Genomic DNA, 15,211 nt, shown 5'->3' on the forward strand with positions numbered 1-15,211 from the left:
GTTCAAAATGTTATCCGGTATTAGCCCCGGTTTCCCGGAGTTATCCCAGTCTTATGGGCAGGTTACCCACGTGTTACTCACCCGTCCGCCGCTAACTTCTTGAGAGCAAGCTCTCAATCCATTCGCTCGACTTGCATGTATTAGGCACGCCGCCAGCGTTCATCCTGAGCCAGGATCAAACTCTCCAATAAAGTTAGTTTGTCTAGCATCTAAAAATAAAAATTGACGTTTCACGTTGTTTGTTTCGTTTAGTTTTCAAAGTTCAATATCGCGTTTCAGCGACTTTTATAATTTAACATTTCTCATTAAATCTGTCAACAACTTTTTTCTTTCGTTCCTGACGACGCTTATTAATTTACCATATTAATCATTTAATAGTCAACACTTTTAAAAAAAATGCCAAAATAATTTTATCTTGGCATGATATAAAGCTTAATAATCACTAATGCCGCCACACCTGGTAGGCCTAATAAACTCGTTATTGCCGTTGTACCCATGTTAATTGGGATATGAAAATCAAAATATGTCCCTACAACATTTACGATAAAAAGCAATGCTATGCCTAGAGTAACATGAAAAATCACCTTTCCTATAAAACGTAATGGCTTAGAGGCAACACCAAAAACAAGAAAAATAAACACTAAAGTAAGAATGCCAACAATAATAATTGTAGAATTCATTTTTTCCTCCTTATGAATGACCTATACATCTATTTGTATGGGACAAGACAATAAAAAAGAACAGTTATCATAAACGGCATCTCTTTCATATAAACCTAATAAAACAACACCTCAGCATTTAACAAATAAAATAAAAAGGCCTGCTCAGAAAGCAGAACCCTTTACCATTGTTCCATTTTTACAGGACGACGCTTTGCTTCTTTCAACAAGAAGAAATATTTCGCCTCTGCTATTTTCAAAGAACAAATGACATCTTGAGATGGTTCTACACTTTGTTCGACCATTCTCTTCTGACGTAACCACTCATTCTTCACTTTTTCCAAAAGTACAATTAACTTATCATCATACTCTTTACGCAATTTACCCTTTTTTTGAAAGAACATTTTTGTTTCTCCTCTTATACTTCTCTGCGACCTTCTAATGCTTTCGATAGTGTCACTTCATCTGCATATTCTAAATCTCCACCAACTGGCAGACCATGTGCAATACGAGTTACTTTAATGCCTGTAGGTTTTAAGAGGCGGGAGATATACATCGCTGTAGCTTCCCCTTCAATATTAGGGTTTGTTGCTAATATTACTTCTTGTACCGTTTCATCATGTAGTCGCTTTAAGAGTTGCGGGATATTAATGTCTTCCGGTCCAATTCCCTCCATAGGAGAAATCGCACCACGTAACACATGATATACACCTTGATACTCTTTCATTTTTTCCATCGCGATTACATCTTTCGGTTCTTGCACGACACAAACAACTGATTGATCTCGATGCGAATCATTACAAATATAACAAGGATCACGATCAGTAATATGTCCACATACAGAACAATACGCTAAATCTCGCTTCGCATTTACAAGTGCTTTCGCAAAACCTAACACATCATCTTCTTTCATATCTAATACGAAAAATGCCAATCGAACCGCTGTTTTCGGTCCGATACCTGGCAACTTCATAAAACTATCGATTAGTTTTGATATTGGTTCTGGATAATGCATGTATCAATATCCTCCTAGAACATTCCACCTGGTAAGTTTAAGCCTTTTGTAAATTTACCCATCGTAGAGTTTGATAGCTCATCAGCCTTTTTAAGTGCATCATTTGTTGCAGCTAACACTAAGTCTTGTAACATTTCGATATCCTCTGGATCTACAACCTCTTCTTTAATCTTCACTTCAAGAATTTGCTTGTGACCATTTGCAATAACTGTAATCATTCCGCCGCCAGCTGTACCTTCAACTGTTTTTTCACCAAGCTCTTCTTGTGCTTTCGCCATGTCTTTTTGCATCTTTTGCATTTGTTTCATCATGTTATTCATATTTCCCATTCCGCCACGCATCATAATTAATTCCTCCTAATTATTATTACTCTTTTATTTCAATGAGTTCTTGTCCTACTAATTTCACTGCCTCTTCTATAAGAGGGTCTTCCTTTTTCTCCGGGCTTTCTTCAGACTCTCCACCTTCACGTTGTAAAAAGTCTTCACGGATTTTACCCCATTCACTTTTTGGAATGGCAATCATATTTAACCTTTTACTTAGCAATTCAAATAAAGCTTGTTCTACTGTATCCATAGCTTCTCGATTTTCGCTCGCCATCTTACAGTGAATCTCATATTGAAATGCTAAAACGTAAGTGTCATCTGAAGCTGCCACTGGTTCGCTATTTTCTAGTAGAACAGCAAACGCTACTTTGTTATATGATTTGAGTCTTCCTAACAACTCACCCCATACAGCTTTTAATTGTTCTAAATCTTGACGCTTCGCTTGTTTTAATACTTCATTTACACGCCCGACAGGAATCTTCATACTTCCTGTTCGTACGGGTTTTGGTGTTGCACGTGTCTCTCTTACTTCCTGTTGTACACCAGCTGGCACACCGTTCTTTTTGACTTGCTCTAACTCTTTCTCCAATTGCTGCATCCTGTTCATAATTGCTTGCAAACGATCAGTACCGTTTGCTTGCATCATAAACTGTTGACACAATTGCACCATAACAACTTCTAAGAAAATACGCGGATGATTTGTCCACTTCATTTCCTGTTGTCCCTTACTAAGGGTATGAATAATCTCATAGATCACTTCCGGTTGCATTTCTTCACTCAACTTACGGAATTGATCATCTACAATTACTCGTTCCAACATATGTTCTAGTTGTGGTGAAGTTTGATATAAAAGCATATCACGATAATAGTAAATGAAATCCTCCATAAAACGAACTGGATCCTTCCCTTTACTCATCATTTCATCTATGATCTGTAATGCTCTTGATACATCATTTTCACGTATGCATTCTACTAAATTGCCTAAGTATTGCTGAGAAACAGATCCTGTTACGGCCAATACATCTTCTGTCGTAACAATCTCATCACTATAAGATATAGCCTGATCAATAAGACTAAGCGCGTCACGCATACCACCTTCAGCAGCACGGGCAACAATTTGTAATGCTTCATCTTCCACTTGCGTACCTTCGTTTGTCACAACCGTTGATAATCTCTCAACAATATCATTCACTGATATTTTTCGGAATTCAAAACGCTGACAACGCGAAATAATTGTAGGCGGGATCTTATGAGGTTCTGTTGTCGCCAAAATAAAGATAACATGTCCTGGCGGCTCTTCTAAGGTTTTTAAAAGCGCATTGAATGCACCCATAGAAAGCATGTGAACTTCATCAATAATGTATACTTTATATTCTACAGCACTTGGAGCATATTTTACTTTATCTCTAATATCTCGAATTTCATCTACACCGTTATTTGAAGCCGCATCAATTTCTAATACATCTGAAATGGATCCTTGTGTAATTCCTAAACAAGAAGGACATTCATTACAAGGTTCAGCTACCGGAGCATGTTCACAGTTAATTGCTTTTGCAAATACTTTTGCAATTGTCGTTTTTCCTGTTCCCCTAGGACCAGAAAATAAATAAGCATGTGAAACTTTCTCTTGAAGAAGGGCATTTTGCAACGTTTTTGTCACGTGCTTTTGACCGACTACATCTTCGAACTTTTGCGGTCTCCATGTTCGGTATAACGCTTGGTATGACACGAAAATACGGCCTCCCTCAAAGGTTATTATCTCATTTATTATAACCCATTCTGTTTATAGATTCCAAAAGTTATTTTCTATACAAAAAACTCACCTTTGTATTAAGGTGAGTTTTGTATACATATATAACTGCCGTGCACCCTCCGTCGATTACGTACCATAAGCGTTACTCAAGCAGTTAGCTCGGTTCAGGCACTCCTGCGGCACACGAGAAGACCCGCTTATTGCTGCTTCCTTCCGGACCTGACAAGGTTCACGGGGTCCCGTTGCGCAGGACCCAAACGTCAACACCACTTACTTAAGGCAGACCTTACAGCAACATAACCTCGAGAGGGGATTCGGCCTCGCTAGAGCGGATTGCGAGTATAGGGCACCGCTACCTCCCCGCTTAGCACGGCAAAGTTAAAACCAATATTCGGTTGCCTTCATTAAAGGCATTATCAGTATAACTTGTTTCTTTATAAAATGCAAATACGTTAGTTCCCAGTATTTTTCTCTAATTTTTTTATCGCTTTTCTTTTTTTACGAAGCTCTCTAAAAAAGTTTGTTAACAACGTACCGCATTCTTCCTCTAATACACCAGATACTACTTCACATTGATGATTGAAGCGTTCATCTGTTAAAAGATTCATTAATGTCCCTGCACACCCGCCCTTCGGATCACTTGCACCATATACAACTCGCTTCACTCGTGATAAAACAATTCCACCCGCACACATTGGACAAGGTTCTAATGTTACATACAATGTTGCATCTTCTAAACGCCATGTCCCTAATTTTTTACACGCCTCATCTATCGCTAGCAACTCAGCATGAGCTATTGATCTTTGCTCAGTTTCCCTTAAATTATGGGCAACACTAATTACCTCACCATCTAACACTATAACTGCTCCAATTGGCACTTCCTGTATTTCCTCTGCCTTTTTGGCTTCTTCTATCGCTAATTGCATAAAATAAATATCTTGATCTTGTTCCATAACATAGTCCTTTCATTACAAATAAAGTACACTTATTTCCATTTACTACACAGGGGATAACTTTTATATATTCAATCCACCCTAAAAGAAAAAAGAGAGGGGATTACATATGAAAAATACCGCCTTGCTCATTATCGATATGATTAATGACTTTCAATTTTCCCACGGACCCATTCTAGCTCAAAAATGTGAGACTATCACAAACCCTATTTTACAATTAAAGAAAAAAATGAAATCCTTCGGCTATCCTATAATTTACGTTAATGACCATTATCAACTTTGGAGATCTGATATCGACCAACTTATTACTCATTGCACAAATAAATATAGCGAAAATATAATCCATAAAATTGCTCCAAATTCTGATGATTACATTTTTATTAAACCACATTATTCCGCTTTTTATGAAACACCTTTAAATTCATTACTAGGTTATTTAAAAATAGAAAATCTAATATTAACAGGAGTTGCCGGAAATATATGTATCCTATTTACAGCTAATGATGCCCATATGAGAAATTATACATTGTATGTACCACAGGATTGTATCGCCTCTAACAACGACCAAGATAATATACATGCTTTAAAAATAATGGAAACTACATTGAAAGCAAATATAACATCGTCATCCAAAATAAAATTTAATTAATACATATATCTATTTTCTAACTTTTTATATCAAATTAACCCGCTCGCTTCCCTCTTGTGCTACAATAATTCTGTTTTGTGTTTTTAGTAGTCACGGTAAATCACTGATTGAAAGGAGGAAACAGCGTGACCGGAGTACCATTTATCACGGTTGAAGGACCAATTGGTGTTGGAAAAACTTCACTTGCGAAGGAAATTTCAACTCACATGCAACTCCACTTACTAAAAGAGATTGTTGATGAAAATCCCTTTTTAGGAAAGTTCTATGAAGACATCGACGAATGGAGTTTTCAAACAGAGATGTTCTTTCTTTGTAATAGATACAAACAATTAGAAGATATTAACATAAAGTATTTGAATCAAAGGAAACCAGTAGTAGCGGATTACCATATCTTTAAAAATTTAATTTTTGCATCCCGCACATTAAAAGACTCTCAATATGACAAGTACATGCAAATTTATCGTATCCTTACACAAGATATGCCTGTGCCAAACGTTATTGTTTATTTAACAGCTAGCCTAGAAACATTGCAAAAACGAATCGCCATGCGCGGAAGAGAATTTGAAAAAAACATGGATCCAAATTACTTACTACAGCTCACAAAAGATTATGAAACAGCAATGGATGCTTTTAAAAAAGATCATCCGGAAATACCAGTATTGAAATTTAATGGAGACGATATGGATTTTGTAAAAAATCCTGATGATTTAAACGTCATCCTATCTGCCCTTCAAAATACTCTCTTAAAGGAGTCGAAATAATAATGAATTTAAGGCAAAAATATGATATACCCAATGACGCAGTAATCACTATCGCCGGAACGGTAGGTGTGGGTAAATCAACTATGACAACTGCATTAGCTAATGCTTTAGGTTATCGCACATCATTTGAAAAAGTAGATTCCAATCCATACTTGGACAAGTTCTATGCGGACTTCACTCGCTGGAGCTTCCACCTACAAGTGTACTTTTTAGCAGAACGATTTAAGGAACAAAAAAGAATTTTTGAATACGGTGGCGGTTTTGTTCAAGATCGTTCTATTTACGAAGACACTGGAATTTTCGCAAAGATGCATCATGAAAAAGGTACGATGACGGAAACTGATTACGAAACATACAAAGGGTTATTTGACGCTATGGTCATGACTCCTTACTTCCCTCATCCAGACTTATTAATTTACTTAGAAGGTTCTTTCGATGATATTGTCGATCGTATTCAAGAACGCGGACGCCCAATGGAACAGCAAACGCCAATTGAGTACTGGAAAGAAATGCATGGACGTTATGAAAACTGGATTAACAACTTTAATTCATGCCCTGTATTACGCTTAAATATTAATGAGTACGATATTTTAAAAGATGGGGATTCAATCGAACCAATCATTAAAAAAATTGGCCATTTTTTAAAACAAACACGTAAACTTGTAAAATAAAAAACCCGTGCATATGCACGGGTTTTCCAATTAAATTACTTCTTCTTTGTTGGAGCAATAATTTCACTCTCAGGTTTTCCTGCGTTAATACGCTGACGAACAGTACTTGTACTAATATCGTATGCTTCAGCAATCTCTTTAACAGTCATTTCTTTCCCATTAATTACTACCGTTAATACTTTACCTGTACGTTTTGGAGCCGCTTCTTTCTTTACAGCTGCTTTTTTAACTTGTTTTGGCACCTCTACTTTATTCGTAGCTGGTTTTACATCACAAGTACAACCACAAAGTTTACGGAATGTATCATCACTAATAATGCGTGATACGTTTGCACCACTGTTTAAAATTCTATTGTTCTTACAGACAGGACATTGTACATAATATAAAGTTTTTCCATCTAAAGGAAACGTTTGTATAATAAGATCCATGTTGACTCCTTTCATATCTATGAAGATAATCATCGGAATATGAGTGTGTAATAAGGACAAAATTACCTTACACCATACTTTATGATTGGTTTTAAAATAAAAACTCGTTACGTGTTGGTAACGAGTTCTCCAATCTCCACTTATATGCGCTGTTGTCAATTATATCTGGAGGAGGTAGAGGGATTCGAACCCCCGCGCGACTCTCGCCGCCTGTCGGTTTTCAAGACCGATCCCTTCAGCCAGACTTGGGTATACCTCCATATTGACATCAAATATAATATCAAAAGAAAAACAGTTAGTCAACCCTACTAAAATAAATTATGAGGAAAGGAAAATTTTACTTTCCCCTTCCTACATTACAGTACTGACAACGCTCATAATTACCAATCACTCATACCGATGAATGTTTAAATTTACTTAATAACTGTTTTTCCTCCCATATAAGGGCGAAGAACTTCTGGAATTATAATTGTACCATCTTCTTGTTGGTAGTTCTCTAAAATAGCTGCAACCGTACGTCCAATTGCAAGACCAGATCCATTTAATGTATGGACATGTTCTGGTTTTCCATTTGGCTCACGGCGGAAACGGATATTTGCACGTCTCGCTTGGAAAGCTTCAAAATTACTACAAGAAGAAATTTCACGATATGTGCCATAGCTTGGAATCCATACTTCAATATCGTATTTCTTCGCTGCTGTAAATCCTAAATCGCCTGTGCACATGCTCATAACGCGATATGGCAACTCTAATAATTGTAACACGCGTTCTGCATCATTTGTTAATTTTTCTAACTCTTCATAAGAATCTTCTGGTTTTACGAACTTCACAAGCTCTACTTTATTGAACTGATGCTGGCGAATTAAACCGCGTGTATCGCGACCAGCTGAACCTGCTTCAGAGCGGAAGCAAGAGCTAAATGCAGCATATCTTATAGGCAATTGCTCTTTATTTAAAATCTCATCACGATGCATATTCGTTACAGGTACTTCAGCTGTTGGAATTAAGAAATAATCTTCACTTTCAATACGGAATGCATCTTCTTCAAACTTTGGAAGTTGTCCTGTTCCTGTCATACTTGCACGGTTTACCATATATGGAGGTAATACTTCTTCATATCCATGCTCATCAGTATGAAGATCAAGCATAAAGCTAATTAAAGCACGCTCTAATCTTGCACCAGCACCTTTGTAAAATACGAAGCGGCTTCCTGTTACTTTCCCAGCGCGTTCAAAATCTAAAATTCCTAAATCAGTAGCAAGATCCCAATGTGGTTTTGGTTCAAAAGTAAATTCTTTTACTTCTCCCCAAGTACGCGCTACTACATTATCATCCTCTGTTTCACCGACTGGAGCAGACTCATGAGGGATATTTGGAATAGATAACATTAATCTTTCTAAGTCTTCTTCAACTGTGCGAAGTTCGTTATCAAAATCCTTTACTTTTTCTCCAACCTCACGCATTTCTAAAATTAGAGCTTCTGCATCTTTCTTTTCGCGCTTTAATACAGAGATTTGTTGAGACACTTCATTACGTTTACTTTTTAATTCTTCTGTCTGAACAAGTAGTTCTCTTCTTCTCGTATCAAGTTCTTCAAAACGTCCGAAATCAGTTAGATCTTCACCTCTATGCTGTAATTTCGCTTTTACTTCTTCAAAGTTTGTACGTAAAAATTTAATATCAAGCATTATATACTCCTCCTTTTATTTTATAAAACACAAAAAACTCCCGTCCCTATATAAAGGGACGGGAGTTAACCCGCGTTGCCACCCTAGTTGAAAGCATTACCGCTTTCCTCTCAAGTAGAAATAACGGCTCTTCACCGGGAATGCTTACTTAATCCAAAAGATGTTCCACATTCCATTCCAGGATGGATTCACAAACTGTTTCTATCGATTTCCACCAACCATCGACTCTCTATAAGAAACAACATTTGTTACTATTTCCTATCAACACGCTTATTTTATAAAATTGTTACCATCAATTTACTATAATCTTATACAAGTTGCAAGTTACTTATAAAACTTTTTTCATTTTCGCTTCTTTTACCATTTCAACAAAGTATGCTGTTACACGATGATCATCTGTTAATTCTGGATGGAATGAAGCAGCTAAAAACTGATCTTGTCTTACCGCTACCATTCGGTCACCATGCTTAGAAAGCACTTCAACATTATCAGCTACTTCTACAACATACGGCGCACGGATAAATACACCAACGAAGTCTTCACCCACGCCTTCAATTGAAAGCGCAGCTTCAAAACTATCCTTTTGGCGTCCGAACGCATTGCGCTCAACTGTAATATCCATAGCACCAATATGTGCTTCTTCATAGCCAATAAGTGTTTTCGCAAGAAGAATCATCCCTGCACATGTACCAAACATTGGTTTACCAGACTTTGCAAATGTGCGAAGTGGTTCCATGAAAGCATACTTATCAATAAGGCGGCGCATTGTTGTACTTTCACCGCCTGGTAAAATAAGACCATCAATCTCTTCAAGTTGCTCTATACGCTTTACAACAACAGCTTCTGCACCACTTGCTTCAACTAATTTTACATGTTCACGAACTGCACCTTGAAGACCTAGTACACCGATTTTCACCATTTTAAAGTTCTCCTTTAATTACCATCCACGCTCTTGCATGCGTTGTTCTGGTAATAACGTTGAAATTTCGATACCCTTCATTGCATTACCTAATCCTTTAGAAAGACTTGCAATTAGTTCGTAATCTTCATAATGAGTCGTTGCTTCAACAATTGCACGTGCAAATCTCTCTGGGTTTTCTGATTTGAAGATACCAGATCCAACAAATACCCCATCAGCACCAAGTTGCATCATTAATGCAGCATCTGCTGGCGTTGCTATACCACCTGCCGCAAAGTTTACAACTGGTAAGCGACCAAGACGTTTAATTTCAAGTAATACTTCGTAAGGAGCACCAGTATTTTTTGCATATGTCATTAACTCATCTTCACGTAGACTCGCAACTTGACGGATTTCTGCATTGACTTGGCGCATATGACGCACTGCCTCTACAATGTTTCCTGTTCCTGGTTCACCTTTTGTACGAAGCATAGATGCACCTTCTGCAATACGACGTGCAGCTTCTCCGATATCACGGCAACCACATACAAATGGAACTGTGTAATCACGTTTATTTAAATGGTATACTTCATCAGCAGGAGTTAATACTTCACTCTCATCGATATAGTCTACCCCTAATGATTCTAATACACGTGCTTCTACAAGGTGACCGATACGGCATTTTGCCATAACCGGAATTGACACTGCACCCATAACTTCTTCAACGATTGTTGGGTCTGCCATACGAGAAACGCCACCTGCTGCACGAATGTCTGCTGGTACACGCTCTAATGCCATAACGGCAACTGCGCCTGCCTCTTCTGCAATTTTTGCTTGTTCAGCGTTTATTACGTCCATAATAACGCCGCCTTTTTGCATTTCTGCCATTCCACGTTTTACACGCTCTGTCCCTGTTACATTTGTCATGTACAAAAACCCCCCTAGGTGAATTGCTTTCCCCCGTTAAAGGCGAAAATTAAGAATACTCTTACATTCTACCACTAACTATCAGATGCTTGTCTACTACTTTTTCATAAAGTCGGTATGAAAAATAGGAATAAAAAAAAAGCCCCTACCATGAGGAGCTTCTAAAACCAACCTTTTACTGTATCAACAGCACTATTCCACATACCACTAAAGAATGAACCAATTCCGCGCATAGCACGAGTAAACCAGTTTGCTTCTTCTACTTCAGATGTTGTTACAAGATCCACTTGCAACGACTTACCAGTTAAAAATCCAGAGTCGTTTGTATCTTTTGGCGTAATTACCATTTGACCAAGCGCAACTCCCTTTTTAATAGGTGCTTCTTGTCCCTTACTTGATTCTTTTAATTCTGTTTTATAAACATCTTTACTTCCTTTTGGCACTGGAAGTGAAATAGCTTGTTTCGTTTGAACTGCTACATCTTTATCTTTCGCATTTTCTACTCTTACTGTTTCTTGTCCTTTTACTGAAGAACCTTTTTTATACATTTGTTTCACTTCAAAGTTAGCAAATCCATAATCATATAGCTTCTTTGTTTCATCAAAACGTGCTGTATGAGAACTTGTTTTAATAACTACAGAAATAAAACGCATACCGTTTCTTTCAACCGTACCAGTGAAGCAATCTCCTGCTTCTGGAGTTGAGCCTGTTTTCAGACCATCTACGCCATCATATTCTTTAACTAAGCCCTTTAACATCCAGTTCCAGTTTGACATTGCAAACTTCTCTTTTTCTGGACGGAATTCTTTTTTAGGAATTTTTGCTGTATCTAACACTTTTGGATAATCTTTAATTAAATGTTGTGCTAAAGTTGCAACATCCTTTGCAGACATTTTATTTTCTTCATCTGCTGTTGTTCCTTCAGGGTGCATTCCCTTTAAATCTTTATTCGTTAAACCTGTAGAATTGACAAATTTATAATTTTTCAACCCTAGTTCTTTCGATTTATCATTCATCATTTTTACGAAATCTACTTCTTTACCTGCAATTGCTTCTGCTAATGCAATTGTTGCACCATTTGCAGAAAAGATTGCCATTGCCTCATATAACTCTTTTACTGTATAAGAGCCACCATTTTCTAATGCAACATTTGATAATGAAGCATCTTGTGAAACCTTATATGCATATTCAGAAACCTTAATTTTCTGGTCCCACTTAAGTTTTCCTTTATCCACTGCTTCGTGAACTAAATATTCACTCATCATCTTTGTCATACTAGCAATGGATAATAATTCATCTGCATTCTTTTGATATAAAATTTTCCCAGAATTCGCTTCTACTAAAATTGCCGCGCCTGCTTCAATGTTTAAAGCGGCTCCTGTTTCAGCTGATGCATTGCTATATGGAATAAAAATGCTACAAGCTAGTGTAAGCACTGTTACCAAAGCAATGAATCTTTTGCAAAACATACCTTTCACTTTTGCTACCCCCAATATCTATGTACTCACATAACCGTTATTCTAACATAATCAAAAAAAAATAGACAGAGATATCAAATCTCTGTCTATTTGTATATAAGACATTATAATGAGTAGTTTGGAGCCTCTTTTGTAATTTGTACGTGATGAGGATGACTTTCACGTAAGCCTGCACCTGACATACGAATGAATTGTGCATTTTCGCGTAAGAATTCTAAATCCTGTGCTCCGCAATATCCCATACCTGCACGTAAGCCACCAACTAATTGGTGAACTGTATCTGCTAAAGGTCCTTTATATGGTACTCGTCCTTCAATACCTTCTGGAACAAGTTTTTTATTTCCTTCTTGGAAGTAACGATCTTTACTTCCTTTTTCCATCGCACCGACAGAACCCATACCACGATACACTTTAAATTGACGACCTTGGTAAATTTCAGTTTCTCCAGGACTTTCGGCAACACCAGCAAACATACTACCTAGCATAACAACATGTGCTCCTGCTGCTAAAGCTTTAACCATATCACCAGAGTACTTAACACCGCCATCAGCAATAACTGGAATACCGTGTTTACGAGCTTCGGTTGCACAATCATAAACTGCTGTTAATTGTGGTACACCAACACCAGCTACAACACGTGTTGTACAAATAGAACCTGGTCCAATACCAACTTTAACTACGTTTGCACCAGCTTCAATTAATGCTTTCGTTGCTTCAGCTGTAGCAACATTTCCAGCGATAATATTTAATGATGGATATTTAGCACGAACTTCCTTTACCTTATCAATAACGCCTTTAGAATGCCCATGAGCTGTATCAAGTACAATTGCATCTACACTAGCTTTTACTAATGCATCGATACGAAGCATAGCATCAGCTGTTACACCAACTGCCGCTCCAACTAATAAGCGTCCTTGCTTATCTTTAGCAGAGTTTGGGAATTCAATTACTTTTTCAATATCTTTTATTGTAATCAGCCCTTGTAATACACCGTTATTATCAACAAGAGGGAGTTTTTCAATTTTATACTTTTGTAGGATCTTTTCAGCTTCTTCCAGTGTAGTACCAACTGGAGCTGTAATTAATTGTTCTTTTGTCATTACGTCAGAAATTTTGATTGAGTAGTCTTGGATGAAGCGCATATCACGGTTTGTAATAATACCAACTAATTTTCGCTCATCTAAATTATTTACAACCGGTACACCTGAGATACGATATTTTCCCATAAGATGTTCTGCATCATATACTTGATGTTCTGGAGTTAAGAAGAAAGGATCTGAAATAACGCCGCTTTCAGAGCGCTTTACTTTATCAACTTGCTCTGCTTGTTGCTCAATAGACATATTCTTATGAATAATTCCTAAACCACCTTGGCGAGCCATTGCAATAGCCATGTCAGCTTCTGTTACTGTATCCATTCCTGCACTAATTAACGGGATGTTTAGCTGTAAGCTTTCAGATAAAACTGTTTTAACACTTACTTCTCTTGGTAATATATCTGACCTAGCTGGTACAAGTAATACATCATCAAAAGTCAAACCTTCTTTAACAAATTTAGATTCCCACATAATTGTTCCCCCTATGATACCAGAAATTATTATTAGTAGCTTATCAATTGGTTAAAATACTGTCAAGGACGTATATATATGTTAGAATTTTTAGACAATAAAAGGAGCGTAATATATGCATCAAACATCTTGCACTTGGCAGCAGTTAAGTTTCTTTTTTTCATCTCAAAACGTACAACGTTATCTTGCCCGTTGTTATGAAAAATCCTCTATTCAGGATGCCGAAAAAAAAAGTTTTGAAAATTGTTATCCCTTTATTTATTACTTAGAACACGGGAAAAATTATTATGAATTATATAAGACAGCTCCATTTTCCATTCAACCAATGTTGTTATTTTATGGAATTAGCCAACTTTTTAAAGCATGTCTACTAACCATTGATCCTAACTATCCTGAATCCACTACTGTTTTAGCTCATGGCGTTACAACTCGCAAACGAAAAAAACAAGGGTATCAATTTTTAGAAGATGAGGTGAAGGTACAAAAAAACGGATTGTTTACTCATGTTGCAGAACAACTGTTTCACATGAAACACTTAGAAGCAGAAAAATTTAACATGTTAGAATTAATGGGAAATATTCCAGAATTACAAAATTTGTTCCGCTATAGTCAAAAAGGATCAACTTTATATAAAATTGATTCAACAATTAAAAATGAGCTCTCCTTTTCAGTCAACCTACTAGATCGATTACATATGACTAAAGAGAGATTTTCTCGCTACATTGAAACATCTTGTAAGCATTTATCAATGCAACATGTACCTGAGAAAACTAATGAATCGAATTTACTTTTTACGGCGCCAATTCAATCATGGAATCCTATGTACAGTACTCCTTTATACTATGAATATCTTACTAATACTTATTATTTACCACTTACAACTGATCCTAGAAATCCTAAACCAGTATTACCTGAACTCCTCGTTCATTATTTATTGCTCTATAATTTAAGCATGATTTCTAGGTATGAAACAGATTGGTGGTATGACTTACTTGGAAGCTATGGCTCTGAAGATTATCCATTTATTTATCAATTTCTTAATATTTCTGCTCAAAAAATCCCTTACTATATTTCATCATTTTTACTAACAGAACCTAACCTATTTCATGGGAAATAAAAAAAACACAAGTCAAAAGACTTGTGTTTTTAGTTGCTTGGCGACGTCCTACTCTCACAGGGACAAGGTCCCAACTACCATCGGCGCTAGAGAGCTTAACTTCCGTGTTCGGTATGGGAACGGGTGTGACCTCTCTGCCATCATCACCAAACTATGAAGGCATATTCCTTCAAAACTAGATAACATTTGCTACATATTATATGGTTAAGTCCTCGATCTATTAGTATTCGTCAGCTCCACATGTCACCATGCTTCCACCTCGAACCTATCAACCTGATCATCTTTCAGGGATCTTACTAGCTTACGCTATGGGAAATCTC

Annotated in this window: 16 protein-coding genes, 1 tRNA gene, 3 rRNA genes, 1 other RNA gene and 1 other annotated feature; of the genes, 4 read left to right on the forward strand and 17 right to left on the reverse strand. The window is 37.0% G+C overall.

Annotated features, from left to right (window positions below; genetic code table 11):
* From ATL10_RS29135 to tadA, 8 genes are all read right to left on the reverse strand, one after another.
* Positions 1 to 191, reverse strand: a 16S ribosomal RNA gene (locus ATL10_RS29135); the annotation flags it as partial.
* 219 nt (positions 192 to 410) lie between these two features.
* Complete coding sequence (locus ATL10_RS29140; protein WP_110498131.1) at positions 411 to 680, reverse strand: pro-sigmaK processing inhibitor BofA family protein; 270 nt, start codon at positions 678 to 680, stop codon at positions 411 to 413.
* Positions 681 to 841: 161 nt separating this feature from the next.
* The gene (locus ATL10_RS29145; RefSeq protein ID WP_000466019.1) at positions 842 to 1,063 is read right to left on the reverse strand and encodes a YaaL family protein; all 222 of its coding nucleotides are present in this window, start codon (positions 1,061 to 1,063) and stop codon (positions 842 to 844) included.
* Between the two features lie 14 nt (positions 1,064 to 1,077).
* Positions 1,078 to 1,674 (reverse strand): recombination protein RecR, encoded by a 597-nt coding sequence (gene recR / locus ATL10_RS29150; protein WP_000559169.1) that lies wholly within the window; start codon positions 1,672 to 1,674, stop codon positions 1,078 to 1,080.
* A 14-nt stretch (positions 1,675 to 1,688) separates the two neighbouring features.
* Complete coding sequence (locus ATL10_RS29155) at positions 1,689 to 2,015, reverse strand: YbaB/EbfC family nucleoid-associated protein (RefSeq protein ID WP_014894853.1); 327 nt, start codon at positions 2,013 to 2,015, stop codon at positions 1,689 to 1,691.
* A gap of 25 nt (positions 2,016 to 2,040) precedes the next feature.
* Positions 2,041 to 3,729: a DNA polymerase III subunit gamma/tau gene (dnaX, locus tag ATL10_RS29160; protein ID WP_000121561.1), complete on the reverse strand. Its 1,689-nt coding sequence runs from the start codon at positions 3,727 to 3,729 to the stop codon at positions 2,041 to 2,043.
* A gap of 132 nt (positions 3,730 to 3,861) precedes the next feature.
* Positions 3,862 to 4,126: signal recognition particle sRNA large type (gene ffs, locus ATL10_RS29165), an RNA gene on the reverse strand.
* A gap of 79 nt (positions 4,127 to 4,205) precedes the next feature.
* Positions 4,206 to 4,706: a tRNA adenosine(34) deaminase TadA gene (gene tadA / locus ATL10_RS29170; RefSeq protein ID WP_000434330.1), complete on the reverse strand. Its 501-nt coding sequence runs from the start codon at positions 4,704 to 4,706 to the stop codon at positions 4,206 to 4,208.
* Between the two features lie 109 nt (positions 4,707 to 4,815).
* Between tadA and ATL10_RS29180 the strand changes: the two genes are divergently transcribed.
* The 3 genes from ATL10_RS29180 to ATL10_RS29190 all read left to right on the forward strand — a co-directional run bounded on the left by ATL10_RS29180 (position 4,816) and on the right by ATL10_RS29190 (position 6,787).
* Positions 4,816 to 5,355, forward strand: a complete 540-nt coding sequence (locus tag ATL10_RS29180) for a cysteine hydrolase family protein (RefSeq protein ID WP_000798736.1) — start codon at positions 4,816 to 4,818, stop codon at positions 5,353 to 5,355.
* A 125-nt stretch (positions 5,356 to 5,480) separates the two neighbouring features.
* Positions 5,481 to 6,116 (forward strand): deoxynucleoside kinase, encoded by a 636-nt coding sequence (locus ATL10_RS29185; protein ID WP_000148218.1) that lies wholly within the window; start codon positions 5,481 to 5,483, stop codon positions 6,114 to 6,116.
* Positions 6,117 to 6,118: 2 nt separating this feature from the next.
* Entirely contained in the window at positions 6,119 to 6,787 is a 669-nt protein-coding gene (locus tag ATL10_RS29190; RefSeq protein ID WP_001053585.1) for a deoxynucleoside kinase, read from the forward strand.
* A 35-nt stretch (positions 6,788 to 6,822) separates the two neighbouring features.
* Here ATL10_RS29190 and ATL10_RS29195 read toward each other — a convergent pair whose 3' ends face one another.
* The 7 genes from ATL10_RS29195 to guaB all read right to left on the reverse strand — a co-directional run bounded on the left by ATL10_RS29195 (position 6,823) and on the right by guaB (position 13,774).
* Positions 6,823 to 7,215, reverse strand: coding sequence for a sigma factor-like helix-turn-helix DNA-binding protein (locus tag ATL10_RS29195; protein WP_142670029.1), 393 nt, complete (start codon positions 7,213 to 7,215; stop codon positions 6,823 to 6,825).
* Between the two features lie 166 nt (positions 7,216 to 7,381).
* A tRNA-Ser gene (locus ATL10_RS29200) sits at positions 7,382 to 7,474 on the reverse strand.
* A 154-nt stretch (positions 7,475 to 7,628) separates the two neighbouring features.
* Positions 7,629 to 8,903, reverse strand: a complete 1,275-nt coding sequence (gene serS / locus ATL10_RS29205) for a serine--tRNA ligase (protein WP_000884174.1) — start codon at positions 8,901 to 8,903, stop codon at positions 7,629 to 7,631.
* Positions 8,904 to 8,954: 51 nt separating this feature from the next.
* Positions 8,955 to 9,177: a binding site (T-box leader), on the reverse strand.
* A gap of 54 nt (positions 9,178 to 9,231) precedes the next feature.
* Positions 9,232 to 9,822, reverse strand: a complete 591-nt coding sequence (gene pdxT, locus ATL10_RS29210; RefSeq protein WP_110498135.1) for a pyridoxal 5'-phosphate synthase glutaminase subunit PdxT — start codon at positions 9,820 to 9,822, stop codon at positions 9,232 to 9,234.
* 18 nt (positions 9,823 to 9,840) lie between these two features.
* Positions 9,841 to 10,728, reverse strand: coding sequence for a pyridoxal 5'-phosphate synthase lyase subunit PdxS (pdxS, locus tag ATL10_RS29215; protein ID WP_000186154.1), 888 nt, complete (start codon positions 10,726 to 10,728; stop codon positions 9,841 to 9,843).
* A 161-nt stretch (positions 10,729 to 10,889) separates the two neighbouring features.
* Positions 10,890 to 12,197 (reverse strand): D-alanyl-D-alanine carboxypeptidase DacA, encoded by a 1,308-nt coding sequence (gene dacA / locus ATL10_RS29220; RefSeq protein WP_142670030.1) that lies wholly within the window; start codon positions 12,195 to 12,197, stop codon positions 10,890 to 10,892.
* Positions 12,198 to 12,310: 113 nt separating this feature from the next.
* A complete protein-coding gene (guaB, locus tag ATL10_RS29225) occupies positions 12,311 to 13,774 on the reverse strand; it encodes an IMP dehydrogenase (RefSeq protein ID WP_000264089.1) in 1,464 nt (487 codons plus the stop codon).
* Between the two features lie 115 nt (positions 13,775 to 13,889).
* Here guaB and ATL10_RS29230 point away from each other — a divergent pair, with 115 nt between their 5' ends.
* A complete protein-coding gene (locus tag ATL10_RS29230) occupies positions 13,890 to 14,891 on the forward strand; it encodes a YaaC family protein (RefSeq protein WP_053563256.1) in 1,002 nt (333 codons plus the stop codon).
* A gap of 35 nt (positions 14,892 to 14,926) precedes the next feature.
* Here ATL10_RS29230 and rrf read toward each other — a convergent pair.
* Both rrf and ATL10_RS29240 read right to left on the reverse strand, forming a co-directional pair.
* A 5S ribosomal RNA gene (rrf, locus tag ATL10_RS29235) occupies positions 14,927 to 15,042 on the reverse strand.
* 49 nt (positions 15,043 to 15,091) lie between these two features.
* Positions 15,092 to 15,211, reverse strand: a 23S ribosomal RNA gene (locus ATL10_RS29240); the annotation flags it as partial.

This window comes from Bacillus sp. 196mf, from assembly GCF_003217275.1.
GTDB lineage: Bacteria > Bacillota > Bacilli > Bacillales > Bacillaceae_G > Bacillus_A > Bacillus_A thuringiensis_S.

Bases quoted from the DNA above. Each gene is read 5' to 3' on its own strand.
- ATL10_RS29140 (WP_110498131.1), bottom strand. From the start codon at position 680: ATGAATTCTACAATTATTATTGTTGGCATTCTTACTTTAGTGTTTATT.
- ATL10_RS29145 (WP_000466019.1), bottom strand. From the start codon at position 1,063: ATGTTCTTTCAAAAAAAGGGTAAATTGCGTAAAGAGTATGATGATAAG.
- recR (WP_000559169.1), bottom strand. From the start codon at position 1,674: ATGCATTATCCAGAACCAATATCAAAACTAATCGATAGTTTTATGAAG.
- ATL10_RS29155 (WP_014894853.1), bottom strand. From the start codon at position 2,015: ATGCGTGGCGGAATGGGAAATATGAATAACATGATGAAACAAATGCAA.
- tadA (WP_000434330.1), bottom strand. From the start codon at position 4,706: ATGGAACAAGATCAAGATATTTATTTTATGCAATTAGCGATAGAAGAA.
- ATL10_RS29180 (WP_000798736.1), top strand. From the start codon at position 4,816: ATGAAAAATACCGCCTTGCTCATTATCGATATGATTAATGACTTTCAA.
- ATL10_RS29190 (WP_001053585.1), top strand. From the start codon at position 6,119: ATGAATTTAAGGCAAAAATATGATATACCCAATGACGCAGTAATCACT.
- ATL10_RS29195 (WP_142670029.1), bottom strand. From the start codon at position 7,215: ATGGATCTTATTATACAAACGTTTCCTTTAGATGGAAAAACTTTATAT.
- serS (WP_000884174.1), bottom strand. From the start codon at position 8,903: ATGCTTGATATTAAATTTTTACGTACAAACTTTGAAGAAGTAAAAGCG.
- pdxT (WP_110498135.1), bottom strand. From the start codon at position 9,822: ATGGTGAAAATCGGTGTACTAGGTCTTCAAGGTGCAGTTCGTGAACAT.
- pdxS (WP_000186154.1), bottom strand. From the start codon at position 10,728: ATGACAAATGTAACAGGGACAGAGCGTGTAAAACGTGGAATGGCAGAA.
- dacA (WP_142670030.1), bottom strand. From the start codon at position 12,197: ATGTTTTGCAAAAGATTCATTGCTTTGGTAACAGTGCTTACACTAGCT.
- guaB (WP_000264089.1), bottom strand. From the start codon at position 13,774: ATGTGGGAATCTAAATTTGTTAAAGAAGGTTTGACTTTTGATGATGTA.
- ATL10_RS29230 (WP_053563256.1), top strand. From the start codon at position 13,890: ATGCATCAAACATCTTGCACTTGGCAGCAGTTAAGTTTCTTTTTTTCA.